Origin of the sequence: Pseudomonas sp. JDS28PS106 (assembly GCF_036706555.1) — a bacterium.
Lineage (GTDB): Bacteria > Pseudomonadota > Gammaproteobacteria > Pseudomonadales > Pseudomonadaceae > Aquipseudomonas.
Map to the genome: position 1 here is coordinate 178,326 of NZ_JBAJGT010000005.1, position 24,234 is coordinate 202,559.

Genomic DNA, 24,234 nt, shown 5'->3' on the forward strand with positions numbered 1-24,234 from the left:
TGTTGTTCAGTAAAAAGATCCGCAAGTTTCTGGTTTTCGGCAGCATCGCCCTTCTGGTGGCGGCCGCCGGATACTGGAACGTCAGCCCGGAAAGCTTCATGGACCAGCCGGCCGTCAGCGGCGACGAGGCTGCGATCGACTATTACGCGCTCAATGCGCGCAGCGTGCAGTACCTGCCGGACGGCAAGCTGCAATACGAGATGACCGCTGACAAGGTCGAGCACGTCAAGGCCACCGACGTGACCCTGCTAACCACTCCCGACCTGCAAATGTACCGCGGAACGCTGTTCCCTTGGCACGTTCAAAGCAAGCGGGGCGAAGTGTCGCCAGGCGGCACCGAAGTCGAATTGATCGACTCGGTTCGCATCGCCCGAACCGACGAAAAGAAACGTACGACTATCATCACCAGTAGTCGCATGACCGTATTCCCGCAGAAGCAATATGCGCAGACCGAGCAAGTCGTTAAAATCGACGCGGCCGGCGGTGCGACCACGGCCAAGGGAATGAAAGCGTATTTGAACGACGGCAGGATGGACCTGCTGTCCAACGTAAGAGGACAGTATGAGGCTCGTTAAAACCCTTCCTTTCTTGCTCGGCCTGAGCGCAGCACTGGGAAGCGCGAGCGCCTGGTCCCTGCCGACGGACCGCGATCAGCCGATCCACATCCAGTCCGATGATGCCCAGCTCGATGACAAGCGCGGCGTTGCGACCTACAAGGGCAACGTCATCATCACCCAGGGTTCGATGAAGATCACCGGCAACACCGTGACCATCACCCGTAATGCCCAAGGTGAAGTCGATGTGTTCACCTCCGTGGGTAATCTGGCCTATTACGAGCAGAAACCGTCGGTGGACAAGCCGATCGTGCAGGCCTACGCCGTGACCATCCAGTACTACGCGGCCCAGGATCGTATCGTCCTGATCGACAAGGCCAAGGTGATCAACGACGGCAATACGTCCGAAGGCGAGAAAATCGTCTACGACACGGTTCGTCAGATCGTCAGCGCCGGCCGCGCCAGTGGCACCAAGGTGACTGCGCCGCGTCCGCGTATCGACATGGTCATCCAGCCTAAGAAAAAATCCGAACAACCGCAGAAGGCCCAGTAAATGGCGACGCTTAAAGCCCAGCATCTGGCCAAGAGCTACAAGAGCCGCCAGGTCGTGCGCGATGTGAGCCTGTCCATCGAAAGCGGTCAGATCGTCGGCCTGCTCGGCCCCAACGGCGCCGGCAAGACCACCTGCTTCTACATGATCGTCGGACTGGTGCAGGCGGATCAGGGCCGCGTCCTGATCGACGACCTGGACGTCAGTCATCAGCCCATGCACGGCCGCGCTCGCGCCGGCATTGGCTATCTGCCTCAGGAAGCCTCCATCTTCCGCAAGCTGTCGGTGGCGGACAACATCATGGCGATTCTCGAGACCCGCAAGGAGCTCGATACCGCCGCGCGCCGCAAGGAGCTGGAAAGCCTGTTGCAGGAATTCCACATCACGCACATCCGCGACAACCTCGGCATGAGCCTGTCCGGCGGCGAGCGTCGCCGGGTCGAGATCGCGCGGGCGCTGGCTACCGCACCAAAATTCATCCTGCTGGACGAACCGTTCGCGGGCGTCGATCCGATCTCGGTCGGCGACATCAAACAGATCATCCACCACCTCAAGGCCAAGGGGATCGGCGTGCTGATCACCGACCACAACGTCCGTGAAACCCTGGATATCTGCGAAACCGCCTACATCGTCAACGACGGACAGCTGATCGCCGAAGGCAATGCCGAAACCATTCTGGCCAACCAGCTGGTGAAAGAGGTTTACCTCGGCCACGAATTCCGTCTGTAACAGCTCTGGAGTGCCCTTCTCGCTTGAGGGGCTTGACAACTTTTTATTTGTCACGACGCTCTAGGCAAAGCTTTAGGTTTCAGGCATATAATTTGCTTGTGATGGCGCTTCGGCGCTCTGTAGTGGATGGCGCATGTGCGCCGGCGAATAAGGTGTTAAGCCCCTGCCATGAAACCATCGCTAGTCTTGAGAATGGGCCAGCAGCTGACGATGACGCCTCAGCTGCAACAGGCCATCCGCTTGCTCCAGCTGTCGACTCTGGATCTCCAGCAGGAAATCCAGGAGGCGCTGGAATCCAACCCTATGCTGGAACGCCAGGAAGAAGGCGACGATTTCGATACGTCCGATCCACTGGCCGACAATATCGAGCAGGCGCCCGCCGCGGAAATTCCCGAGCCGACCTTCCAGGAGTCCACGACGTCCACCGTGGACAACCTCGAAGACGGTGAATGGAGCGAGCGCATTCCCAACGAGCTGCCGGTCGATACCGCCTGGGAAGACGTCTACCAGACCAGCGCCAGCAGCCTGCCCGGCAACGATGATGACGAGTGGGATTTCACGACCCGCACCTCGGCGGGCGAAAGCCTGCAGAGCCATCTGCTGTGGCAGCTCAACGTCGCGCCCATGTCCGACAAGGACCGGCTGATCGCCGTCACGCTCATCGACTGCATCAATAACCAGGGCTATCTGGACGAAACACTGGATGAAATCGTCGAGTCGTTCGATCCGGAACTGGATGTCGAGCTCGATGAAGTCGAAGCCGTCCTGCATCGCATTCAGCAGTTCGAGCCGGCCGGCATTGGCGCGCGCAATCTGGGCGAGTGCCTGTTGCTGCAACTGCGTCAGCTCCCTGCCAAGACTCGCTGGCTGGCCGAAGCCCAGCGCCTGGTCACCGACTTCATCGATCTTCTGGGCAGTCGCGACTATTCACAGCTGATGCGGCGCATGAAGCTCAAGGAAGACGAGCTTCGCCAGGTCATCGAGCTGGTCCAGAGCCTCAACCCGCGGCCCGGCTCGCAGATCGAGTCGACCGAACCCGAGTACGTCATTCCTGACGTGATCGTGCGCAAGGACAACGAGCGCTGGCTGGTGGAGCTCAATCAGGAGTCGGTGCCCCGGCTGCGAGTCAATCCTCAGTACGCAGGCTTCGTCCGTCGTGCCGACACCAGCGCCGACAACACTTTCATGCGCAATCAGTTGCAGGAGGCTCGCTGGTTCATCAAGAGCCTGCAAAGCCGCAACGAAACTCTCATGAAAGTCGCGACCCAGATCGTCGAGCACCAGCGCGGCTTCCTGGAGTACGGCGATGAAGCCATGAAACCGCTGGTTCTGCATGACATCGCCGAAGCGGTAGGCATGCACGAGTCGACGATTTCGCGCGTCACCACCCAGAAATTCATGCACACGCCCCGGGGCATTTACGAGCTGAAATACTTCTTCTCCAGCCACGTAAGCACTTCCGAGGGAGGCGAATGCTCATCCACGGCGATCCGCGCGATCATCAAGAAACTGGTTGCCGCTGAAAATCAGAAAAAGCCGTTGAGTGATAGCAAGATCGCTGGTTTACTGGAGGCACAAGGCATTCAAGTAGCCCGCCGCACAGTCGCCAAATACCGCGAATCCCTCGGGATCGCACCGTCCAGCGAGCGAAAGCGACTGATGTGATGCAGGCCGCGCCACAGCGTTCCAGCGGCGGGTTCTTCCCGCCTCTATATGCACTGGCAAAGGAGAAAGCTGTATGCAAGTCAACATCAGTGGACACCAACTGGAAGTGACCCAGCCTCTGCGAGAGTACATGGAGCTCAAGCTCCGCAAGCTCGAAGGACATTTCGACAAGATTACCAACGTTCAGGTCATCATGACGGTCGAGAAGCTGAAGCAGAAGGTGGAAGCCACCCTGCACATCCCAGGTGGAGAAGTCGTTGCCAATGCCGAGCACGACGACATGTATGCAGCCATCGACCTGCTGACAGACAAGCTGGACAGACAATTGCTCAAGCATAAGGAAAAGCAGCAGAACATCCTCAAAGGTGCGACCGCTCGCTGACACTACTATTCACATGATCCGACTTGAAAACATACTGACCCCCGGCCGTTCCCTGGTGAACGTGCCGGGAGGCAGCAAAAAGCGTGTCCTCGAAACCATTGCCAACCTGATCGGGCGCGAAGTGCCGGACATGGATTCGCAAACGGTATTCGAAAGCCTCGTAGCCCGTGAAAAGCTCGGTTCCACCGGGTTTGGCAACGGTATCGCCATTCCCCATTGCCGCCTGCCTGACTGCGCCGCACCGGTCAGTGCGGTGATACATCTCGATGCTCCTGTTGAATTCGACGCCATCGATGGAGCGCCGGTCGACCTTCTGTTCGTGCTGCTGGTCCCCCAGGCTGCCACCGATGAGCACCTGGAGCTGCTGCGCCAGATAGCCAGTATGCTCGACCGCGCCGACGTGCGCGACCGCCTACGCAGTGCCCAAAGCGGTGAAACGCTTTATCAAGTGGTGCTGGACGTGCAGAACGGCCGCTGATCATGCGCATGATCATCGTGAGCGGTCGCTCGGGTTCCGGTAAAAGCACCGCGCTGGACGTGCTGGAAGACAACGGTTTCTACTGTGTGGACAATCTTCCAGCCGGCCTTCTGCCGGAACTGGCCGAACGCGCACTGATCACGACCGAGCTGGCCGAGCCCCTCTTGGCGGTTTCCATAGACGCCCGCAACCTGCCCAGCCATCTCACCCGCTTTCCACTGATGCTGGCGGAAGTTCGCGCACGCAACATCCGCTGTGACGTTCTCTACCTGGACGCCGACGAAGCCACGCTGCTCAAGCGGTTTTCCGAAACCCGGCGGCGTCATCCGCTGAGCACTTCGGATCGCTCGCTGGCCGAGGCGATCCGCGACGAGAGCACCTTGCTGGGGCCGATCACCGATCTGGCCGATCTGAAGATCAACACCACGCATCTGAACCTCTACCAGTTGCGCGACACCCTCAAGCTCCGCCTGTTGAACAAGCCGGAGCCGGGCACGGCATTCCTCGTCGAGTCGTTCGGCTTCAAGCGCGGCATGCCGGTGGATGCCGACGTCGTCTTTGACGTCCGCTGTCTGCCCAACCCCTACTGGAAACCGGAACTGCGGGACCATTCAGGGCTGGAACAGCCTGTGATCGATTACCTGGCAGCACAGCCGGACGTCGAGGAAATGTTCCAGGACATTTCCGCCTACCTGAACAAATGGCTTCCCCGTTTCGCGGCCAGTAACCGCTCCTATGTGACTATTGCAATCGGCTGTACCGGCGGACACCACCGCTCCGTATACCTGACCGAACGCCTGGGCCAGGTTCTGCAGCAGTCGCTCAAGAACGTCCAGGTCCGCCACCGCGACCTCAGCTGAAGGATCTCCACCGCGATGCCCGCTCGACAAATCACCATCATCAACAAACTGGGACTGCACGCGCGCGCGGCGGCGAAGTTCGTAGGCGTCGCAGGCAAGTTTCCCTGCCAGATTCGCGTGGGTCGCACCCCTGAAAGCATGGTCGATGGCAAAAGCATCATGGCCGTGATGATGCTGGCTGCGGGCAAAGGCACCGAGCTGCACCTTTCCACCGAAGGCGATGATGAACAGGCCGCACTGGACGGGCTGGTCGAGCTGATCGACAACAAGTTCGACGAGGGCGAGTAGGCAGTCCGTGGCGGATATGTGTGAGCCCGGCGCCGCCACCTGAAGGCCAGACCAGCGCGGTATCGATCATCAGACAAAAACCGCGCCGCCCGACAGCGCTCAGAGCAGATGGGGCTGCAGACCGAGCCACTCCATTCCTCGCGCCAGCAGCAGCACCAGTCCGGCCAGCAACAGAGTCACTCCGATAGCCAGCCGGAATAGCCTTACACTCCTGAGCGCATAAGTCTCCGAACGCATGGGCAAGCCTGTCCTCGGTCGAAAAAATCAGGCCAGCGCGGCCTGATAACGCCGGGATACTTCTTCCCAGTTCACCACGTTATAGAACGCGTTGATGTACTCGGGACGACGGTTCTGGTAACGCAGGTAGTAAGCGTGCTCCCAGACGTCCAGCCCAAGGACCGGCGTGTTGCCGTTCATCAGTGGGCTGTCCTGGTTGCCGGTGCTCTCGATGACCAATTGTTTTTCAGGCGTCACGCTCAGCCACGCCCAGCCACTGCCGAAGCGCGAGAGCGCAGCCTTGGTGAACGCTTCCTTGAATTTCTCGAAGCCGCCCAGCTGCTCGTCAATGGCCTGGGCCAGCGCACCCTCAGGCTGACCACCGCCGGTGGTGGACATCACTGTCCAGAACAGAGAGTGGTTGGCATGACCGCCGCCCTGGTTGATGACCGGGCCACGAATGTTTTCAGGCAGGCTGTGAGCGCTGGACACCAGCTTCTCGATCGGCCACTCGGCGTACTCGGTGTTTTCCACCGCTGCGTTGAGGTTGTTGATGTAAGTCTGGTGGTGCTTGGTGTAATGGATTTCCATGGTCTGCGCATCGATGTGCGGTTCCAGCGCATCGTAGGCGTAGGGCAATGCAGGCAGGGTATATGGCATGTCAATGTACTCCGTAGGAAAAGCCGGAAGTGGCTGCCGGACTGTCTCGCAGGGTCGAGCGGGAATGATCGCCGTTGCTGCTCAATAGCCGGTGGGTGCGTGGGTATTCGCCGTGTTCGCTGATGAAGCCGAGTAGTTCAGAGTAGGTCTTGTTGCTGTGACGCAGCGCGGCCTGACGTAACGCCGGTTGCAGACGCTCGTCCTGTATGGCCTGCAGCAGTCGCTGGTGGACGGCGCACAGGTATTCGGCGCTCTCCTCCGGCTGACCCAGGCTCAAGTGCAGATCCGCCAGGTTGTGATAGGAAATGATGCAGGCCGCGACCGCCTCATCGGGGTCGGGCCAGCGTTCGAACAGAACCTGCGCCAGCGCCAGCGCCTGGAGATACAGCTCGCGGGCCTCGACCCATTCGCCGCGATTGAAACAGCGATTGGCTTGTTCGATCGTGCGTTTCCACTGCTGCATGACATACCTCCACAGGCGCGGGCCGGCTCGTTCAGATGCCGCCCGCGGTCAGTTTCTCGGGGTTGAGCAACGCCTCCAGCTGACTGCGTTGCAGGTCGGTGTTTTCCAGTGCTACATCGATGATCGGGCGGCCTTCGCGATAGGCCTGCTTGGCGATTTCGGCGGCTTTCTGATAGCCGATGATCGGGTTCAGCGCCGTGACCAGAATCGGATTGCGCGCCAGCGCCTCCTTGAGCTTGGCTTCGTTGACCTTGAAGCTGGCGATGGCCTTGTCGGCCAGCAGCTTGCTTGCATTGGCGAGCAGTTCCAGGCTGCTCAGCAGATTCTGAGCGATGATGGGCAGCATCACGTTCAGTTCGAAATTGCCTGACTGACCGGCCACGGTGATCGCCGCGTCATTGCCGATCACCTGCGCTGCGACCATGGCGGTGGCTTCCGGGATTACCGGGTTCACCTTGCCGGGCATGATCGAGGAACCGGGCTGAAGGGCCTCCAGCTCAATCTCACCCAGCCCCGCCAAGGGGCCTGAGTTCATCCAGCGCAGATCGTTGGCGATCTTCATCAGCGTAACCGCGGTGGCCTTGAGCTGACCGGACAGCGCAACGGCAGTGTCCTGAGAGCCGATCAGAGCAAACAGATCTTTGCCCTGGCTGAATTGCAGATTGCCCAGCGCACTCAAGTGGCTGCAGAAACGGCTGGCAAAGTCGGGATGGGCGTTAATCCCGGTACCGACCGCCGTGCCGCCTTGCGCCAGCGCCTGAAGACTGGGTTGCAGCGCCTGCAAATGCTCGACATTGGCGCGGATCTGCTGGGTCCAGCCATTGAGCACCTGACTCATGCGTACCGGCATGGCGTCCATCAAGTGAGTACGCCCGGTCTTGACGAAACCGTGCACCTGCTCGGCCTTGAACTCGGTGGCCTGAATGAGGTGTTCGAGCGCCGGCAACAGCTGCTCATGCAAGGCCAGGGCTGCACTCACATGGATGGTTGTCGGGATGATGTCGTTGCTGCTCTGTCCGCAATTGACGTGGTCGTTCGGATCGACTTTCTCGCCCAGATGGCGGCTGGCGAGGGTCGCAATGACCTCGTTGGCGTTCATGTTGGTGCTGGTGCCGGAGCCGGTCTGGAACACGTCCACCGGAAAATGGGTCATGAAGTCGCCGGCCAGCAACTCCTTCACGACGGCGACAATCGCATGACTCTGCCCTTCCGAGATCTGCCCCAGCTCCAGGTTGGCTTGAGCGGCGGCCGCTTTTGCCAACAACAGCGCGCGGATGAACTGACGCGGCATGCGTTGCCCACTGATCGGAAAGTTATCCACCGCCCGCTGGGTCTGCGCGCCGTACAGGGCGTCGGCCGGTACTTGCAGCTCGCCCATGCTGTCACGTTCGATACGGGTATTACTCATTGGATTGTCCTTGCACCAGTTCAGAGAGGGAAATCGAAGGCTGCAAAACGCAGGTGGCCAGTTCTCGCTCGCAAGCCTGCCAGCGCTGCCGGCGCGCCGGGCTTACGGCCAGCGACTTGACGTCGCGCAGCGGTCGCCAGGCTTCGTCCAGGCACAGACATCGCCAGTGCCACGGCAGAGCCGTATCCCTGGCGGTGGACAGCAGCAGGCGGAAAGTGGTTTCAGCAATGAGGACAGGCGGCGTTGCCGTGAAGCGTGCGAGGTAGCGACCTTCGGCGAGGTAATGCTGGATCAGCCGCGGCTCGTCCGGCTCCAGCGCGCAGCGAATCCGCAGACCCAGCCCGCGCCAGTTCTCAAGGTAAGGCAGCTCCTGCACCCTCGATCCCATGACCTTTCCTCATCCATAAATGATATTCATTATTGAATGAGATCGAGAATCAAAACAAGGGGATGGGCGTGAAACGAGTGCTAGCTGGGAAAGCGGATTGATCGGCAAGGCACGCCAACGCGGTGTACCTGCTTCACCGCGTCGATTGGCGGGGCTGCCGATGCGCAGCAGATCGCAGATTGCGTCGTGAAAACGGATTGTAGGAGCGGATTTATCCGCGAGGAGCGCAAACGCAGTGTATCCGAGTACACCGCGCTGATAGGCAAGGCTGCTGTTGTGCGGCAGATCGCGGATGAATCCGCTCTACGAACCCGTGTGTGGAGCGGATTGCAATGTACGAATCAGCTGCCCGCGACGGTCATCCGTTCGATCAGCACGGAACCGGTGCGGATGTTGCTGCGCAGTTCAAGGTCGCTGCCGACCGCGACGATCTGTTTGAACATCTCGCGCATGTTGCCGGCGATGGTGACTTCCTGAACCGGGAACTGGATCTCCCCGTTCTCGACCCAGAAGCCGGCCGCGCCGCGCGAATAATCACCGGTTACCATATTGAGGCCGCTGCCCATCAGCTCGGTCACCAGCAATCCCCGCCCCATGCGCCGGATCAGCGCCTGCTGATCTTCGCTGCCATGGGTGACGAACAGGTTGTGAACGCCCCCGGCGTTGGCAGTGCTCGGCAGGCCCAGCTTACGGCCCGAGTAGGTGCTCAGCACATAGGAAACCAGATCGCCATTTTCGACGAACGGCTTGGCATAGGTCGCCAGCCCGTCATTGTCGAACGCGGCGCTGCCCATTGCACGCATCAGGTGCGGACGCTCGTCAATGGTCATCCACTCGGGGAACAGCCGCTGACCCATCGCGCCTTCGAGGAAAGATGATTTGCGATACAGGTTGCCACCAGATATCGCGCCCAGGAAACTGCCGAACAGCCCGCCCGCCAGCTCTGCGGAAAACAGCACCGGCACTTCGCAGGTCGGCACCGGGCGCGCGCCAAGACGGCTCGCCGCGCGCTGTGCCGCCTTGCGGCCGATGCCCTGTGCATCGGACAGCAGTTCGCCCTGGCGGCTGACGTCGTACCAGTAATCGCGCTGCATCTGGCCCTCGCCCTCGGCGATCATCACGCAGCTCAGGCTGTGTCGGGTCGAAGCGTATCCGCCGACGAAACCATTGCTGTTGCCATACACCCGGCAGCCTTGATGGGTATTGAGCGTGGTGCCGTCGGCGTTCTTGATGCGGCTGTCAGCGTCGAAGGCTGCGGCCTCGCAGATCAGCGCCTTCTCGATGGCCTGCTCAGGAGTGATCTCCCAAGCGTGAAACAAGTCGAAATCCTGGTTTCCCTTCGCCATCAATGCGGCGTCGGCAAGGCCGGCGCTTTCGTCTTCGGAGGTATGCCGGGCAATCGCCAGCGCCGCCGCGACAGTTTCGCGGATGGCATCGGCGCCGCTGGCCGAGGTGCTCGCCGAACCTTTGCGCTGGCCCACGTACAGGGTGATGCCGAACCCCTGGTCGCGATTGAACTCGACGGTTTCCACTTCACGCTGGCGAACCGATGTCGACAGTCCTTGCTCCAGCGAAACCGCGACTTCGCAGGCGCTGGCGCCCTGACGCCTGGCTTCGGCGATGATCTGCTCGACCTGATCCTGCAGTTCGGGCAAGGCCTGTGGGCCGACGCTTTGGGTTGCACTCATGGCTTTCTCCATCAAATTCTGCTTTCGGCACGAGCCGAATACCGAGCGGGCCGGACAAGCGGCCCTCGACTGGTTATCATGGCGGCGTTTATTTGCGGACTGCCCCCATGGTTGATTCTTACGACGACTCCCTCGACGGGGAGAAAAGCAAAACCCAGATCAAGCGAGAGCTGCATGCTCTGGTCGATCTCGGCGAGCGACTCACGACATTCAAGCCCGACGTGCTTGCCAAACTGCCGTTGACCGACGGTTTGCGCAAGGCTCTGGCCGAAGCGCCGAAGCACACGGCCAACGCTGCGCGCAAACGGCATATCCAGTTCATCGGCAAGCTGATGCGCGACCAGGATCAGGACGCCATTCTGGAAGTCCTCGACCAGCTCGACGCCTCCACTCGCCAGTACAACGAACGTTTTCATGCCCTGGAGCGCTGGCGCGACCGCTTGATCGGCGGCGACGACAGCGATCTGGAGAAGTTCGTCGTCGACTACCCGGACGCCGATCGCCAACAATTGCGGTCGTTGATCCGTCAGGCTCAACACGAGATCGCACGTAACAAGCCGCCGGCTACCAGCCGCAAGATCTTCAAATACATTCGCGAGCTGGACGAGATTCAACGCGGTCTGCGCTGAATTCGTCCTGGGGGCCGGCCACATGTGTCGCCCCCCGCTCCGTTTCAGTTGCCCGTACCACCGACAGTGATCGCATCGATCTTCAGCGTCGGCTGACCCACGCCGACCGGTACCGATTGCCCGTCCTTGCCGCAAGTCCCCACGCCGCTGTCCAGCGACATGTCGTTGCCGACCATCGAAACCCGGCTCATGGCCTCGGGCCCGTTGCCGATCAGGGTCGCGCCCTTGACCGGCGCGGTGATCTTGCCGTCTTCGATCAGATACGCTTCGCTGGTCGAAAACACGAACTTGCCGCTGGTGATGTCCACCTGGCCGCCGCCAAGGTTGGCGCAATAAATGCCTTTCTTGACCGAGGCGATGATTTCCTGCGGATCGCTTTCGCCACCCAGCATGTAGGTGTTGGTCATGCGCGGCATGGGCAGGTGCGCATAGGATTCACGACGGCCGTTGCCGGTGCGCGCCACCCCCATCAGACGAGCATTGAGCTTGTCCTGCATGTAGCCTTTGAGAATGCCGTTCTCGATCAACGTAGTGCATTCGGTCGGAGTGCCCTCGTCGTCGACGCTCAGCGATCCGCGGCGACCGGCCAGGGTGCCGTCATCGACGATGGTGCACAGGCTCGATGCCACTTTCTCGCCCATCCGCCCGCTGTATGCCGAACTGCCCTTGCGGTTGAAGTCGCCCTCAAGACCATGACCGACCGCTTCGTGCAGCAGCACGCCTGACCAGCCGGAACCCAGTACCACCGGCAGCGTGCCGGCCGGGGCCGGAATGGCTTCCAGGTTGACCAGCGCCTGACGCAGCGCTTCGCGGGCGTAGCCCATGGCGCGGTCGTCATTGATGAAATAGCGGTAATCGGTGCGACCGCCGCCACCATGTCCGCCGCGTTCGCGACGGCCGTTCTGTTCGACGATGACACTGACGTTGAAACGCACCAGCGGACGTACGTCGGCCGCCAGACTGCCGTCGGCGGCCGCTACCAGAATACGCTCCCAGACCCCGGCCATGCTGACCGACACCTGCTGGATACGCGGGTCCAGCGCGCGGGTCGCGGCGTCCACCCGCTTGAGCAGCTCGACTTTTTCCGCCCGGGTCAGCACTTCCAGCGGGTTGTCCGGTGCATACAACTGGGCCACGTCCTGCGCAGTGAACGCCTGGACCTTGCCATTCTGCCCGGCCCGCGAGATCGAGCGCGCCGCGCGCGCGGCAGTGCTCAGCGCTTCCAGATTGATTGCGTTGCTGTAGGCGAAGCCGGTCTTCTCTCCGGACTGGGCACGCACGCCCACGCCCTGATCGAGGTTGAAACTGCCTTCCTTGACGATGCCGTCTTCCAGCGCCCATGACTCGGAAATCACGCCCTGGAAATACAGATCCGCCGCGTCGATCCCCGGCCCCGCCAGCTCGCCCAGCACCGACTGCAGGCTATCGAGACTGAGGCCGCCGGGCGCCAGAAGGTGTTCGCTGACAGAGGACAAGTCACTCATATTCACTCCGAAGCAGGCCGCACCGCGCCCTGCGAAAAAAAGCGCCGGTGACTGGACACCGGCATCCGCGCCCGTATGGACGCCTGTTCTTCAATATCGCGCTGCGCCAACAGCACAGCTTCGCCCTGAGCCTGGCTGGCCAGCACTCGTCCCCAGGGATCGACGATCGCCGCATGCCCGAAGGTTTCCCGGGGGCCGGGATGGATGCCCCCTTGCGCTGCCGCCAGCACGTAGCATTGTGTCTCGATGGCGCGCGCCCGGATCAGGACCTCCCAGTGCGCGGCTCCGGTGACTGCCGTGAATGCCGAGGGCGCGGTAATCAATTCCGCGCCGGCCTCGCGCAGCGCTGTGTAGAGTTCAGGAAAACGCAGGTCGTAACAGACGCTCAGCCCGAGCCGGCCTACTGGCGTGTCGACGACGACCACGTCGTTCCCATGAGCATAGTCGTCCGACTCCCGGTAACGACCGCGGACATCGGCGACGTCCACATCGAACAAGTGCAGTTTGTCATAACGCGCCACCCGCTCGCCGTGCTCGTCGATCAGCAACGAGCAGGCCGTCACTTTACCGTCAGGTGTTCCGAAAGGAGGCAACGGCAGCGTGCCGGCGACAATCCATAACCTGAGGTCACGGGCGGCCTGTTTCAACCAGGGCAGAATCGGCCCCTGACCGGCGGCTTCGGCGCGGCCGATATCGGCGACGTCACGCCTGCCCATGGCCGCGAAATTTTCGGGCAGCACCGCGAGCCGGGCGCCGCCTTCGGCAGCCTGTTCCAGCAGACGTCGCGCCTGGGCCAGGTTGCCCGCAACATCGTTCTGGCTGACCATCTGAATCACGGCGAAGCTCATGACATTTTCCTTACAGGGTGAGTCGCCACTGTACCCCATGAAAACCTACTGAGGTTTTTCGAATGGCTTGTCGAAGGTGATTTTCGGCTCTTTCCAAGGGCCTTCGACCTTGTATTGCACGCTGGCGAAGCGAGCGACACGATCGCCCAGCAGCTTGTCGACCAGAAACAGCGCGCCGCCAATGGCCGGCGCGCCGACCAACAATGCAGCGATCGGCAGGTTATTGGTGACCGGGAGCGTCACCAGCAGCTTGGCGTCGACCCGATCCTTGACCATGTCCAGCGTGCCGTTGAGCTCAAGATTGCTCGACGGCCCGGTCACGGTAATGGGATTGCGGGTCACGTAGACACCATCGCTGCCGACCAGCAAGCCTTTGACCCGATCGTAGCTCAGGCCCTTGCCCAGCAGGTCGGAGAAATCCAGTCGCAGGCGACGACCGATGGAGTTGAAGTTCAGCAGGCCGAACACGCGCAACGCCTGCGCGCCCCCCTCCACCTCGACGAACGCGCCACGACGCAAGGTGGCGTCCAGGCTTCCCGAGTAACGCTTGAGCCCTACCCAGGCGGGCGAGCCGGGCCAGCGGCCGTCGACGTTCAACTCGAAACTTTCGCTGGTCACCGTCGGGGCAAAGCCCCAGGCCTTGAGCACGTCCGCCAGGTTCTTGCCGCTCATGCTGCCCTTGAACCAGCTGGCGCTCGATCCGGGCGCACCTTCCCAGCTGCCCTGGCCTTCAAGCAGCAGGCCCTTGAGACCGAGACTCATGTCGGACAGTCGGATACCCGTGGCGGACGGCCGGACTTTCAATGCCCAGGCACCCAGCAACTGGTCGCCCTGATACAACTGGGCAACCTTGACGTTGAGCGCCGGAATAGTGCGCGGGGCGACGTCGCCCAGCGGGTCCGGTGCATTTTCCAGGACCGTGGCCTTGGGATCGGGAGCGGGCAAGCGAACGTAGAGCATATCGACCCCGATGGGCGCGCCCTTGGCATCCGGCAATGTCGCGGTGCCCTTGATCTGCCGGCTGTCCACTGACAAGGCCCAGGCAGCGGCGCTGCGCTGCAACTGCACGCGGGCATTATCCAGCGCGGTGCCCATGGCCGTCAGTTTGTCGATCTGCAGATCGACACTATTGAGCAACTGTTTTGCACTGCCGCCCGGATCGTTGCCGGTGTAGCGCTGGGCCACGTTTTGCCAGGGGGTCACATCCAGCTCCGCCAGTTCCCCGCGCACCCTCAGCCCCTTGGCGTCCGGCACTATGGCTCCGCCGCGCCCGAGATAGAGTTCACCGCGACCGCCTTCCGGCTGCCCCTTGGGCGCCGCGAATGCCAGGCTGGCGAGTTCTCCGTAGGTAGCGCCGAAACGCTGTTCGGCACCCTGCAACGTCATGCGGAATTCGCTGGGGCGCGATTGCTCGGCCGGCTTGCCAAAGGGCGCCGGCAGGTCGACCGTCACGCCTGTGAGCGGCGATGTGATCACCAGCGGTGTGGTCTTGCCGTCCAGAGTGAGCTGCAATTGATAGGGCAAGGTGCCGGCAACCGGCAATGGTTGTGTGACCTTCAGCCATTCGGTCAGCTTCTTGACTGTGATCTGACTGTTGGCAACGATGCGCGTCAGATTCGCCCCGGGCGTGCCCTCGGCGGCGATTTCCGCAGTGATCTGCTGATCGAACGCCCGAGCCCGTACGCCCTTGGCGCTCAGCCCCTTGGCGTTATCGAAACGGAAATCGCCCTTGAGGCTGGTCAATTCGAGAGGCGGCTCGGCCAGCCGCAAGCGCGCGTTGTCCGTCTTGAAATCGACGACGATACGCGGCTCGGTGCCTTTCGCGAGCGGAATATCCAGCTTCAGGCGGCCGTCCAGCGGTCCTTCGCCCTGCCAGCCGGCAAAAGTGTCCGCCGTGCCGATAGGCGCTTCCTGGAGGATTTTCAGACCGTCCACCAGAGGCCCCTTGAACCCGCCGTCCACCAGCAGATGGCTGACCTGCCCCGAGGGTACGTGCGGAATGTCGACCTTGACGTCGCTGACCCGGGTGCCGAGCAACTGTCCCTTGCTGGCGCGGATCCGTACCCCGCTGTTTTCCACATACACTTTGCCATCGACCCCGGTGAGCGAAGGCCATCCCGGCTGGAACGCCAGGGTCGCATCGCTGACGTCGAAATACAGGCTGATGACCCGCGCGGTAGCGGGAGCGCTCTTGCTCAAGGAACCCTGGTACTGGAAAAAACCCTGGTTGACCGCGCCCTTGACCACAGCCGTGCGCAACCAGTGGTCCAGCTCCGGGCTGAGCACGGCAGGCAGGTATTTGCTGGTGTAACGTCCGTGGCCATCGACCATGCCAACGCGAAGGTCCATGTAATCGTCGCGGTGATCTTCGAAGTGCAGGCGAATCAGAAAGTCCGCCGCGATCTTGCCTTCGTCCCCGAGCACCTTGATGTAGGGCGCAATCAGCGTGAAACCCTGGTCGTCCAGCTTCCAGGTCAAGCGCGCGTTGGCCTTGGGATAAGTCCAGGGCTTGGCGAAGATCGGGTCCAGATGCAGCATGAAATTGTCGCTGGCCAGCCGCAGCTCGCCCTGCCCGAGGTCGCCACTGATCGCGCCGCTGACGTTGCCGGCCGCCGGTGCGCCATGCCAGGCGTTGAAACCGACGCGGTCCAGGTTGGCCGCGAAACCCAGACGCCGATCTCCGGTCGCCCGTGGCCGGTAATCGACCAGCACGTTGCGCAGAGCGCCCGTCACCTTCAACCGGTTGACCGCCGTCATGGCCTGTTCGGGCAACGGCGCCAGGGCTTCGATGATCGGGGTCAGCGCGGTCAGGCCGAGGCGATCGGCCTGCACATGCCAGGATTCTTCGCGGCCCTCGGCGGCGTCAGTCTTGATCAGATGCAGGCGGCTTTCCCAACGGTCCTTGCCCAGGCTCAGGGCCAGCGAGTCGGTGGTCAGCTCGAAGCCCTGTTCGCTGCGCTTGAACCAGGCGTTGAGCGCGATGTTATCGAGCGTGATGGCTTTGCGGCTCCCATAAGCGCCGCGCACTTCAGGAGCATTGAGCCGCGCCACGGCGCTTTGCAGCGTACCTTGACCCCAGCCGAGCCAGATCTCGCCCCCGGCTTGCAGAACAGGCATGTTCCACTGCCGCAGCAGACTTTTCGGCACCCATTTCGCCCAATCGCTTTGCGGCAGGCTGAGGTAGGCGTCCGCCTCGGCTTCTTTCCACTTGTGGGCGTCCACCCGCCCACGCAGGTCAAGTGCCACGGGCTGGCCGTCGGGCAGGTTCAAGCGAGCGGCCAGATGCTGATGATAGCCACCGGTCGCCAGGCTGAAGCTGACGTAGGAAAACGTCAGCGGCGGCTCGTTGAGAGGCCGCAACGTCACCTGGCTGTCGAACATCGACAGCCGCGCCACACTCTGCATGCGGTTGAGCAGTTGTTCGGGATCTAGTGGCGCCTCGTCGTGCACCGGAAGGCCCTGGACCGCCCACTTGCCGTCCGCGCCCTGCTTGAGACTGAGCTGCAAGCCGCTGACCTCAAGGTGCGCCAGCCGGACGTCACGGGCGATCAGACTTTTCCAGACGTCCGGTACGACCCTGACGCGGTCCAGATGCAGAGCATTGGCGCCCTCGCCCACGGTCACGTCACGGGCCGTGAAGATCGGGTCAAAGCCCGCCCAGCCGCCCTGCAGCCCGCCGATCCGGATCGGCATGGCGAGCGCCGTCGAAGCCCGGCTCTCGAGGTCGACCCGGTATTCGGCCACCATGGGTGCCAGTTGCCGGCCCAGGCTCACGTACAACGCGGCAAGCACCACCAGCAGCGCACACAGCATCAGGCCCCACCGTGTCAGGGCTGCGAAGATTCGGGGGAGACGCTCCATGTCAGAAGGCCCTCCACAATGCAGTGCGCCATCGGGCTTGCCTGAAACGGACCTGGCTCACTCGCGCGGGTGCAACCAGGTTAGGGTATTGCTCAATTGCCACGCATCGTTCTCGTCCAAAGGGCTTTGCGCCGTGCCCCACGGGCATGGCTCTGCATTCTCGCGAAGTCAGCCACTTCAGAGCAGCACTACGTCGTATTGTTCCTGTGAGTACATGGTTTCGACCTGAAACCGAATGGTCCGGCCAATGAACGCTTCAAGTTCGGCTACGTTACCCGATTCCTCGTCCAGCAGCCGGTCCACCACCCGCTGGTTAGCGAGTACTCGATAGCCGACCGCCTGATAGGCCCTCGCTTCCCGGAGAATTTCGCGGAAGATTTCGTAGCAGACGGTTTCAGGCGTCTTGAGCTTGCCGCGCCCCTGACAGCAATGACAGGGCTCGCACAGCACTTGTTCGAGGCTTTCGCGCGTGCGCTTGCGGGTCATCTGCACCAGCCCAAGCTCGGTAATCCCGATGATATTGGTCTTGGCGTGATCCCGTTCGAGCTGTTTTTCCAGCGTGCGCAGGACCTGCCGCTGGTGCTCGCCGTCCTCCATGTCGATGAAATCGATGATGATGATCCCGCCCAGATTGCGCAGGCGCAACTGGCGCGCAATGGCGGTAGCCGCTTCCAGGTTGGTCTTGAAGATGGTCTCTTCCAGATTGCGATGGCCGACGAACGCTCCGGTGTTCACGTCGATGGTGCTCATCGCTTCGGCCGGATCGACCACCAGATAGCCACCGGACTTGAGCGGCACTTTGCGCTCCAGCGCTTTCTGGATTTCGTCCTCGACGCCATACAGGTCGAAAATCGGCCGCTCGCCGGGATAGTGTTCGAGACGATCGGCGATTTCCGGCATCAACTCGGCCACGAACTGGGTGGTCTTCTGGAAGGTTTCCCGCGAGTCGATCCGGATCTTCTCGATGCGCGGGCTGACCAGATCGCGCAGGGTGCGCAGGGCAAGCCCCAGGTCTTCGTAGATCACGTTGGGCGGGCTGATGAACTTGATCTGTTCGCCGATCTGATCCCACAGACGCCGCAGGTAACGGATGTCCATGAGAATCTCATCGGCGCCCGCGCCCTCGGCGGCGGTACGCAGGATGAAGCCTCCCGCCTCCTTGATGCCTTCGAGCGCAACGCAGTCACTGACCACTTTCTTGAGGCGCTCGCGTTCGCCTTCGTCCTCGATCTTCAACGAGATCCCGACATGGGCGGTGCGCGGCATGTAGACCAGATAGCGCGAAGGGATCGAAAGCTGGGTTGTCAGCCTCGCACCCTTGCTGCCGATCGGGTCCTTGGTGACCTGCACCACCAGGCTCTGGCCTTCATGGACCAGCGAACTGATGGTCTCCACGGCAGGACCTTCGCGCATGGATATTTCCGACGCGTGAATGAAAGCCGCGCGTTCCAGACCGATGTCGATGAAGGCCGCCTGCATGCCCGGGAGCACGCGAACGACCTTGCCTTTGTAGATGTTGCCGACGATACCCCGACGCTGGGTGCGCTCGACGTGAACCTCTTGCAGAACACCGTTTTCCACCACCGCCACCCGCGACTCCATCGGGGTGATGTTGATCAGGATCTCTTCACTCATGGCTTGTCACCTTCCAGGCTCTGCCAACAGGGTATGCCGAAACGACTCAACAGGTCTGCGGTTTCACACAGAGGCAGCCCGACAACCCCAGAGTAGCTGCCTTGCAGGGCCTCGACGAAGACCGCCGCCAGCCCCTGAATCGCATAGCTGCCGGCCTTGTCCAGCGGTTCGCCGCTGGCCCAGTAGGCCTGCGCCTCCGGTTCGGCTATCTGACGAAAACGCACGCGACTGGTGACGACGCAACTTTCCCCGCGCTGGCTATCGACGATGGCAACGGCGGTCAGCACATCGTGTTCACGTCCGGACAGACCTGCCAGCATGCGCAGCGCATCGGCCTGGTCAGCAGGTTTGCCAAGTATCTGTCCGTCGAGCACCACGGCAGTGTCCGCGCCCAGCACGCAGGCGTGCGCGGCATCGCCCAGCGCGGCCAGCGCGGCCAGCCCGGCCGCGGCCTTGCCGTGCGCCAATCGCTGCACGTAAGCCGCGGGGCTTTCATCGATGAGCGGGGTTTCGTCGATCTGAGCGCTCAAGGTGGTGAACGACACACCGATCTGAGTCAAGAGTTCACGACGGCGCGGTGACCCAGAGGCCAGATAAAGCGTGGGCATACGGACATCTCCGTGTCGGTGAAGCGAGCGCGGCATTGCGCCATCCAGGCGCCCGCGCTCACGTTGCGCTTAGCTGATTTTCAGACGTTTGCTCAGGCCTCGCAGACCATAGCTGACCCACGGCCATAGCAGTGCGCTGACCAGCGCCGGCAGAACCAGCGCGAGCGTGGGCTGACGATTGCCGGTCAGCGCGCTGAGCCACAGCTGGGCCAGTTGCGCCAGGCCGAATACAACCAGCAGCACCAGACACTGCTGCCACATGGGGAACATGCGCAGGCGTTGCTGAAGCGTCATGACCAGGAACGTGATCAGACACAGGATCAGGGCATTCTGGCCCAGCAACGTGCCGTAGAGCACGTCCTCCATCAGTCCCAGCAGGAAAGCGGTAGCCATGCCGACCTTGTGCGGCAGGGTCAGCGCCCAGAAGGTCAGCAGCAACGCCAGCCAGAGCGGGCGGAAGATTTCCATGAACTGCGGCAACGGCGAAACGCTCAGCAGCAGGCCGATGACGAAGCTCAGCCAGACGACCCAGCCATTGCGCCCGGAAACATGCCTAGCCATCGATTGGCCCCCGAGAAGTGGATGGTGCCGAAGCCGGCGTCTGCGTGCCCGCAGGACGCGTGGCTGGAGCGGGAGTCGCCGGCGCGCTGGCGGGCGCCTGACCGGTCGGCCTGGAATGCCCGGTACCTGACGGGAATTGTGGAACCACCGGCTGCGGCCACATCGGGAATGCCGGCGCGAGCGGCGGCAACGTCGGCGCGACGGCAGGCTCGACCCCACGGTCGATGGACTCCTGCGCCTGCGCGGCTTCGGCGGCGCGCTCTTCCGGCGAGCGTCCGTCGGAGAACACCAGCAGCAGGTAACGGCTGCGATTCAAGGCTGCGGTCGGCACGGCCCGGACAATCGCGAAAGGCTGGCCGGAGTCATGAATGACTTCCTTGACCGTCGCCACCGGATAACCCGCCGGGAAACGCTGGCCCAGGCCGGAACTCACCAGCAGGTCGCCCTCCTTGATGTCGGCCGTGTCGGCCACGTGACGCAGCTCCAGGCGTTCCGGGTTGCCGGTGCCGCTGGCAATGGCGCGCAAGCCGTTGCGATTGACCTGCACCGGAATGCTGTGGGTGGTATCGGTCAGCAGCAGCACACGCGAGGTGTAGGGCATCAGTTCGACCACCTGCCCCATCAGGCCACGGGCGTCGAGCACCGGCTGACCGAGCACCACGCCGTCGCGCTCGCCCTTGTTGATGATGATGCGATGGGTGAACGGGTTCGGGTCCATGCCGATCAGTTCGGCGACCTCGACCTTCTCGTTGACCAGCGCCGAAGAGTTGAGCAATTCGCGCAGGCGGACGTTCTGCTCGGTCAGGGCTGCCAGTTTCTGCAAACGGCCCTGAAGCAGCAACGCTTCGGTGCGGAGTTTTTCGTTTTCGGCGATCAGCTCGGTGCGACTGCCGAACTGGCCGGCAACGCCCTGGAACATGCGCTGTGGCAGATCGACGATCCAGTAGGACTGCATGAGCACCAGCGACATCTGGCTGCGCACAGGCTTGAGCAACGAGAAGCGGGCATCGACCACCATGAGGGCGACCGAGAGTACGACCAGCACGAGCAGGCGCACGCCCAACGACGGGCCTTTGGTGAAGAGCGGTTTAATAGGCCGCTCCTCCGGGGCAAGCGCTCGTGAGACCGAGCGTCGAATGGCTGTAATTCATGCGGTATGGAACCGGCCTGGACAGATGGAAAGATTAGGCACCTTGCTTCGGCGTCAGCCTAACGCATACAGGTAGCACAGAGGCTACCTGCATACAAAGACCCCATGAACGTCATTCCAGGCGAATCACTCGCTGGAGAGCAGGTCCATGGTGTGCTTGTCCATCATCTCCAGCGCACGACCGCCGCCACGAGCCACGCAGGTCAGCGGGTCTTCGGCAACGATGACCGGCAGGCCGGTTTCCTGGGCCAGCAGCTTGTCCAGGTCGCGCAGCAGCGCGCCGCCGCCGGTCAGCACCAGACCGCGCTCGGCGATGTCGGAAGCCAGCTCCGGAGGCGATTGCTCCAGCGCGCTCTTGACCGCCTGCACGATGGTCGCCAGCGATTCCTGCAGGGCTTCGAGCACTTCGTTGGAGTTCAGGGTGAAGGCGCGTGGTACACCTTCGGCCAGGTTACGGCCACGAACGTCGACTTCACGGACTTCGCCGCCCGGATAGGCGGTACCGATTTCCTGCTTGATGCGCTCGGCGGTGGATTCGCCGATCAGGCTGCCGTAGTTGCGGCGCACGTAGGTGATGATGGCCTCGTCGAAACGGTCGCCGCCCACACGCACGGATTCGGCGTACACGACGCCGTTGAGCGAGATCAGCGCGATTTCGGTGGTGCCGCCGCCGATATCGACGACCATGGAACCACGGGCTTCTTCGACCGGCAGGCCGGCACCGATGGCAGCGGCCATCGGCTCTTCGATCAGGAATACTTCGCGCGCGCCCGCGCCCAGGGCCGACTCGCGAATGGCGCGGCGCTCAACCTGGGTGGACTTGCACGGTACGCAGATCAGCACGCGAGGGCTGGGCTGCAGGAAGCTGTTTTCGTGCACCTTGTTGATGAAGTACTGCAGCATCTTCTCGCACACGCTGAAGTCGGCGATCACGCCGTCCTTCATCGGGCGGATGGCTGCGATGTTGCCTGGTGTACGACCCAGCATGCGCTTGGCTTCGGTACCTACAGCCACGACGCTCTTCTGGTTGCCGTGGGTACGGATGGCAACGACAGAGGGTTCATTCAGAACGATACCGCGCTCACGCACGTAAATAAGGGTGTTGGCAGTGCCCAGGTCGATGGATAGATCACTGGAAAACATGCCACGCAGTTTCTTGAACATGGGAAAGGGACCCTAGGGAACGCGTGGGTAAAAAAGTGCGGCAAACTCTAACAACGACAGGGATTTTGGGCAAGGAGCCAATATGTTAAATTGGCCGTTTTCTGAACACGACCCAAGGCGTTGGCGGCGTAAGACCGCCAGAACGCGAGCGTGTTCCGCAATCGGCCGACGACCCTGTGTCGCCGGTCTTCCACTGGAGATACCCGATGGCGCTTGAACGCTCCGACGTGGAAAAGATCGCTCATCTGGCCCGACTGGGCCTCAATGACGCCGATATCCCACGCACCACCGAAGCACTTAACAGCATCCTTGGCCTGGTCGATCAGATGCAGGCAGTGGACACCACCGGCATCGAGCCGCTGGCCCACCCGCTGGAAGCCTCTCAGCGCCTGCGCGATGACGCCGTGACCGAACACAATCGTCGTGACACCTACCAGGCCATCGCCCCAGCGGTCGAAGACGGCCTGTATCTGGTACCCAAAGTCATCGAGTAAGGGAAAGAGCCTGCATGCATCAAATGACTCTGGCCGAGATCGCTCGCGGACTCGCCGAAAAGAAGTTTTCTTCTGAAGAACTGACCCGTGCCCTGCTGTCGCGCATCGCGACGCTCGACCCGCAGATCAACAGTTTCATCACCCTGACCGAAGATCTGGCCATCACCCAGGCGCAGGCAGCCGACGCACGGCGCGCCGCCGGCGAGACCGGCGCTCTGCTCGGCGCGCCGCTGGCGCACAAGGACCTGTTCTGCACGCAGGGCATCCGCACCAGCTGCGCCTCCCTGATGCTCGACAATTTCAAGGCGCCGTACGATGCCACCGTGGTATCCCGGCTCGCCTCCGCCGGCACCGTGACCCTCGGCAAGACCAACATGGACGAATTCGCCATGGGTTCGGCCAACGAGTCCAGCCATTACGGCGCGGTGAAGAACCCGTGGAACCTGGAACACGTGCCCGGCGGTTCGTCGGGTGGCTCGGCCGCCGCCGTTGCCGCGCGCCTGCTGCCTGCCGCCACCGGCACCGACACCGGCGGCTCGATTCGCCAGCCTGCCGCGCTGACCAACCTGACCGGCCTCAAACCGACCTACGGTCGCGTGTCGCGCTGGGGCATGATCGCTTACGCATCGAGCCTCGATCAGGCAGGCCCGATGGCGCGCACTGCCGAAGACTGCGCCCTGCTGCTGCAAGGCATGGCCGGCTTCGACCCCAACGACTCGACCAGCATCGATGAGCCTGTACCTGACTACTCCGCGAGCCTGAACGAGTCGATCAAGGGCCTGCGCATCGGTCTGCCGAAGGAATACTTCAGCGCCGGCCTGGACCCGCGTATCGCGCAACTGGTGCAGGAAAGCGTCAAGGAGCTGGAAAAGCTCGGCGCCGTGGTCAAGGAAATCAGCCTGCCGAACCTGCAGCACGGTATCCCGGCCTATTACGTCATCGCACCGGCGGAAGCATCCTCGAACCTGTCGCGCTTCGACGGCGTGCGGTTTGGCTATCGCTGCGAAGACCCCAAGGACCTGACCGACCTGTACAAGCGCTCGCGCGCCGAAGGCTTCGGTCCGGAAGTGCAGCGTCGCATCATGGTCGGCGCCTATGCCCTGTCGGCTGGTTACTACGACGCCTACTACCTGCAAGCGCAGAAGATCCGTCGCCTGATCAAGAACGACTTCATGGCCGCATTCGCCGAAGTCGACGTCATCCTCGGTCCTACCACGCCCAACCCGGCCTGGAAGATCGGCGCCAAGACCAACGACCCGATCGCGGAGTATCTGGAAGACTTCTACACCATCACCGCCAACCTCGCGGGTCTGCCGGGTCTGTCGATGCCCGCCGGCTTCGTCGAAGGCCTGCCGGTCGGCGTGCAGTTGCTGGCTCCGTATTTCCAGGAAGGCCGTCTGTTGAACGTCGCGCATCAGTATCAGCAAGTGACTGACTGGCACACACGTACCCCTGAAGGCTTCTGAGGAAC

At 62.2% G+C, this 24,234-nt stretch carries 25 protein-coding genes; 11 read left to right on the forward strand and 14 right to left on the reverse strand.

The annotated features are described in order from the left end of the window. The first annotated feature begins 2 nt into the window (after nucleotides 1–2). The 8 genes from lptC to TRP66_RS10175 all read left to right on the forward strand — a co-directional run bounded on the left by lptC (nucleotide 3) and on the right by TRP66_RS10175 (nucleotide 5,506). Entirely contained in the window at nucleotides 3–575 is a 573-nt protein-coding gene (gene lptC / locus TRP66_RS10140; RefSeq protein WP_333401755.1) for an LPS export ABC transporter periplasmic protein LptC, read from the forward strand. Beyond that, nucleotides 562–1,107 (forward strand): lipopolysaccharide transport periplasmic protein LptA, encoded by a 546-nt coding sequence (gene lptA / locus TRP66_RS10145; RefSeq protein ID WP_333401495.1) that lies wholly within the window; start codon nucleotides 562–564, stop codon nucleotides 1,105–1,107. Before lptC ends, lptA begins: the two co-directional genes overlap by 14 nt. Beyond that, nucleotides 1,108–1,833 (forward strand): LPS export ABC transporter ATP-binding protein, encoded by a 726-nt coding sequence (lptB, locus tag TRP66_RS10150; protein WP_333401496.1) that lies wholly within the window; start codon nucleotides 1,108–1,110, stop codon nucleotides 1,831–1,833. A gap of 168 nt (nucleotides 1,834–2,001) precedes the next feature. Continuing rightward, nucleotides 2,002–3,498, forward strand: a complete 1,497-nt coding sequence (locus TRP66_RS10155) for an RNA polymerase factor sigma-54 (RefSeq protein WP_333401497.1) — start codon at nucleotides 2,002–2,004, stop codon at nucleotides 3,496–3,498. 73 nt (nucleotides 3,499–3,571) lie between these two features. Further along, the gene (gene hpf, locus TRP66_RS10160; protein WP_333401498.1) at nucleotides 3,572–3,880 is read left to right on the forward strand and encodes a ribosome hibernation-promoting factor, HPF/YfiA family; all 309 of its coding nucleotides are present in this window, start codon (nucleotides 3,572–3,574) and stop codon (nucleotides 3,878–3,880) included. 13 nt (nucleotides 3,881–3,893) lie between these two features. Beyond that, complete coding sequence (gene ptsN / locus TRP66_RS10165; RefSeq protein WP_333401499.1) at nucleotides 3,894–4,358, forward strand: PTS IIA-like nitrogen regulatory protein PtsN; 465 nt, start codon at nucleotides 3,894–3,896, stop codon at nucleotides 4,356–4,358. A 2-nt stretch (nucleotides 4,359–4,360) separates the two neighbouring features. Beyond that, nucleotides 4,361–5,218, forward strand: a complete 858-nt coding sequence (rapZ, locus tag TRP66_RS10170) for an RNase adapter RapZ (RefSeq protein WP_333401500.1) — start codon at nucleotides 4,361–4,363, stop codon at nucleotides 5,216–5,218. 15 nt (nucleotides 5,219–5,233) lie between these two features. Next, nucleotides 5,234–5,506 (forward strand): HPr family phosphocarrier protein, encoded by a 273-nt coding sequence (locus TRP66_RS10175; protein ID WP_333401501.1) that lies wholly within the window; start codon nucleotides 5,234–5,236, stop codon nucleotides 5,504–5,506. Between the two features lie 99 nt (nucleotides 5,507–5,605). Here the strand turns inward: TRP66_RS10175 and TRP66_RS10180 are convergent, their stop codons facing one another. The 6 genes from TRP66_RS10180 to pmbA form a co-directional block, all read right to left on the reverse strand. Beyond that, nucleotides 5,606–5,743, reverse strand: a complete 138-nt coding sequence (locus TRP66_RS10180) for a hypothetical protein (RefSeq protein ID WP_333401502.1) — start codon at nucleotides 5,741–5,743, stop codon at nucleotides 5,606–5,608. Between the two features lie 27 nt (nucleotides 5,744–5,770). Next, nucleotides 5,771–6,382, reverse strand: coding sequence for a superoxide dismutase (locus TRP66_RS10185; RefSeq protein ID WP_333401503.1), 612 nt, complete (start codon nucleotides 6,380–6,382; stop codon nucleotides 5,771–5,773). Between the two features lies 1 nt (nucleotide 6,383). Continuing rightward, on the reverse strand, nucleotides 6,384–6,845 hold the full coding sequence (locus tag TRP66_RS10190) for a tetratricopeptide repeat protein (RefSeq protein WP_333401504.1): 462 nt from the start codon (nucleotides 6,843–6,845) through the stop codon (nucleotides 6,384–6,386). 31 nt (nucleotides 6,846–6,876) lie between these two features. Then, nucleotides 6,877–8,253, reverse strand: a complete 1,377-nt coding sequence (locus TRP66_RS10195; RefSeq protein ID WP_333401505.1) for a class II fumarate hydratase — start codon at nucleotides 8,251–8,253, stop codon at nucleotides 6,877–6,879. After that, entirely contained in the window at nucleotides 8,246–8,641 is a 396-nt protein-coding gene (locus TRP66_RS10200) for a FagA protein (protein ID WP_333401506.1), read from the reverse strand. The genes TRP66_RS10195 and TRP66_RS10200 overlap by 8 nt, the downstream gene beginning before the upstream one ends. Before the next feature lie 341 nt (nucleotides 8,642–8,982). Then, nucleotides 8,983–10,329 (reverse strand): metalloprotease PmbA, encoded by a 1,347-nt coding sequence (gene pmbA, locus TRP66_RS10205; RefSeq protein WP_333401507.1) that lies wholly within the window; start codon nucleotides 10,327–10,329, stop codon nucleotides 8,983–8,985. Nucleotides 10,330–10,436: 107 nt separating this feature from the next. On the opposite strand from pmbA, the gene yjgA reads away from it, so the two are divergent. Next, nucleotides 10,437–10,958, forward strand: a complete 522-nt coding sequence (gene yjgA, locus TRP66_RS10210; protein WP_333401508.1) for a ribosome biogenesis factor YjgA — start codon at nucleotides 10,437–10,439, stop codon at nucleotides 10,956–10,958. Nucleotides 10,959–11,002: 44 nt separating this feature from the next. On the opposite strand, the gene tldD is transcribed toward yjgA, so the two are convergent. The 8 genes from tldD to mreB form a co-directional block, all read right to left on the reverse strand. Next, on the reverse strand, nucleotides 11,003–12,442 hold the full coding sequence (gene tldD / locus TRP66_RS10215) for a metalloprotease TldD (RefSeq protein WP_333401509.1): 1,440 nt from the start codon (nucleotides 12,440–12,442) through the stop codon (nucleotides 11,003–11,005). Nucleotides 12,443–12,444: 2 nt separating this feature from the next. Next, on the reverse strand, nucleotides 12,445–13,290 hold the full coding sequence (locus tag TRP66_RS10220; protein ID WP_333401510.1) for a carbon-nitrogen hydrolase family protein: 846 nt from the start codon (nucleotides 13,288–13,290) through the stop codon (nucleotides 12,445–12,447). 45 nt (nucleotides 13,291–13,335) lie between these two features. Further along, on the reverse strand, nucleotides 13,336–17,151 hold the full coding sequence (locus TRP66_RS10225; RefSeq protein ID WP_333401511.1) for a YhdP family protein: 3,816 nt from the start codon (nucleotides 17,149–17,151) through the stop codon (nucleotides 13,336–13,338). A gap of 177 nt (nucleotides 17,152–17,328) precedes the next feature. Beyond that, entirely contained in the window at nucleotides 17,329–18,786 is a 1,458-nt protein-coding gene (gene rng, locus TRP66_RS10230; protein ID WP_333401512.1) for a ribonuclease G, read from the reverse strand. Next, nucleotides 18,783–19,394, reverse strand: coding sequence for a Maf family protein (locus tag TRP66_RS10235; protein ID WP_333401513.1), 612 nt, complete (start codon nucleotides 19,392–19,394; stop codon nucleotides 18,783–18,785). Before TRP66_RS10235 ends, rng begins: the two co-directional genes overlap by 4 nt. A gap of 69 nt (nucleotides 19,395–19,463) precedes the next feature. Next, nucleotides 19,464–19,955 carry a rod shape-determining protein MreD gene (mreD, locus tag TRP66_RS10240; RefSeq protein WP_333401514.1) on the reverse strand — a complete coding sequence of 164 codons (492 nt, stop codon included), beginning with the start codon at nucleotides 19,953–19,955 and terminating at the stop codon, nucleotides 19,464–19,466. Beyond that, nucleotides 19,948–21,000: a rod shape-determining protein MreC gene (gene mreC, locus TRP66_RS10245; RefSeq protein WP_442965190.1), complete on the reverse strand. Its 1,053-nt coding sequence runs from the start codon at nucleotides 20,998–21,000 to the stop codon at nucleotides 19,948–19,950. Before mreC ends, mreD begins: the two co-directional genes overlap by 8 nt. A 231-nt stretch (nucleotides 21,001–21,231) precedes the next feature. After that, nucleotides 21,232–22,269: a rod shape-determining protein MreB gene (gene mreB, locus TRP66_RS10250; protein ID WP_002555108.1), complete on the reverse strand. Its 1,038-nt coding sequence runs from the start codon at nucleotides 22,267–22,269 to the stop codon at nucleotides 21,232–21,234. A gap of 206 nt (nucleotides 22,270–22,475) precedes the next feature. Here mreB and gatC point away from each other — a divergent pair, with 206 nt between their 5' ends. Then, entirely contained in the window at nucleotides 22,476–22,763 is a 288-nt protein-coding gene (gene gatC, locus TRP66_RS10255) for an Asp-tRNA(Asn)/Glu-tRNA(Gln) amidotransferase subunit GatC (protein WP_333401542.1), read from the forward strand. A gap of 14 nt (nucleotides 22,764–22,777) precedes the next feature. After that, nucleotides 22,778–24,229 (forward strand): Asp-tRNA(Asn)/Glu-tRNA(Gln) amidotransferase subunit GatA, encoded by a 1,452-nt coding sequence (gene gatA, locus TRP66_RS10260; RefSeq protein ID WP_333401544.1) that lies wholly within the window; start codon nucleotides 22,778–22,780, stop codon nucleotides 24,227–24,229. Nucleotides 24,230–24,234: the final 5 nt, after the last annotated feature.

Excerpts from the sequence above, each read along its gene's own strand:
- lptA (WP_333401495.1), top strand. The coding sequence starts at position 562 with ATGAGGCTCGTTAAAACCCTTCCTTTCTTGCTCGGCCTGAGCGCAGCA.
- lptB (WP_333401496.1), top strand. The coding sequence starts at position 1,108 with ATGGCGACGCTTAAAGCCCAGCATCTGGCCAAGAGCTACAAGAGCCGC.
- TRP66_RS10155 (WP_333401497.1), top strand. The coding sequence starts at position 2,002 with ATGAAACCATCGCTAGTCTTGAGAATGGGCCAGCAGCTGACGATGACG.
- hpf (WP_333401498.1), top strand. The coding sequence starts at position 3,572 with ATGCAAGTCAACATCAGTGGACACCAACTGGAAGTGACCCAGCCTCTG.
- ptsN (WP_333401499.1), top strand. The coding sequence starts at position 3,894 with ATGATCCGACTTGAAAACATACTGACCCCCGGCCGTTCCCTGGTGAAC.
- rapZ (WP_333401500.1), top strand. The coding sequence starts at position 4,361 with ATGCGCATGATCATCGTGAGCGGTCGCTCGGGTTCCGGTAAAAGCACC.
- TRP66_RS10175 (WP_333401501.1), top strand. The coding sequence starts at position 5,234 with ATGCCCGCTCGACAAATCACCATCATCAACAAACTGGGACTGCACGCG.
- TRP66_RS10180 (WP_333401502.1), bottom strand. The coding sequence starts at position 5,743 with ATGCGTTCGGAGACTTATGCGCTCAGGAGTGTAAGGCTATTCCGGCTG.
- TRP66_RS10185 (WP_333401503.1), bottom strand. The coding sequence starts at position 6,382 with ATGCCATATACCCTGCCTGCATTGCCCTACGCCTACGATGCGCTGGAA.
- TRP66_RS10190 (WP_333401504.1), bottom strand. The coding sequence starts at position 6,845 with ATGCAGCAGTGGAAACGCACGATCGAACAAGCCAATCGCTGTTTCAAT.
- TRP66_RS10195 (WP_333401505.1), bottom strand. The coding sequence starts at position 8,253 with ATGAGTAATACCCGTATCGAACGTGACAGCATGGGCGAGCTGCAAGTA.
- TRP66_RS10200 (WP_333401506.1), bottom strand. The coding sequence starts at position 8,641 with ATGGGATCGAGGGTGCAGGAGCTGCCTTACCTTGAGAACTGGCGCGGG.
- pmbA (WP_333401507.1), bottom strand. The coding sequence starts at position 10,329 with ATGAGTGCAACCCAAAGCGTCGGCCCACAGGCCTTGCCCGAACTGCAG.
- yjgA (WP_333401508.1), top strand. The coding sequence starts at position 10,437 with ATGGTTGATTCTTACGACGACTCCCTCGACGGGGAGAAAAGCAAAACC.
- tldD (WP_333401509.1), bottom strand. The coding sequence starts at position 12,442 with ATGAGTGACTTGTCCTCTGTCAGCGAACACCTTCTGGCGCCCGGCGGC.
- TRP66_RS10220 (WP_333401510.1), bottom strand. The coding sequence starts at position 13,290 with ATGAGCTTCGCCGTGATTCAGATGGTCAGCCAGAACGATGTTGCGGGC.
- TRP66_RS10225 (WP_333401511.1), bottom strand. The coding sequence starts at position 17,151 with ATGGAGCGTCTCCCCCGAATCTTCGCAGCCCTGACACGGTGGGGCCTG.
- rng (WP_333401512.1), bottom strand. The coding sequence starts at position 18,786 with ATGAGTGAAGAGATCCTGATCAACATCACCCCGATGGAGTCGCGGGTG.
- TRP66_RS10235 (WP_333401513.1), bottom strand. The coding sequence starts at position 19,394 with ATGCCCACGCTTTATCTGGCCTCTGGGTCACCGCGCCGTCGTGAACTC.
- mreD (WP_333401514.1), bottom strand. The coding sequence starts at position 19,955 with ATGGCTAGGCATGTTTCCGGGCGCAATGGCTGGGTCGTCTGGCTGAGC.
- mreB (WP_002555108.1), bottom strand. The coding sequence starts at position 22,269 with ATGTTCAAGAAACTGCGTGGCATGTTTTCCAGTGATCTATCCATCGAC.
- gatC (WP_333401542.1), top strand. The coding sequence starts at position 22,476 with ATGGCGCTTGAACGCTCCGACGTGGAAAAGATCGCTCATCTGGCCCGA.
- gatA (WP_333401544.1), top strand. The coding sequence starts at position 22,778 with ATGCATCAAATGACTCTGGCCGAGATCGCTCGCGGACTCGCCGAAAAG.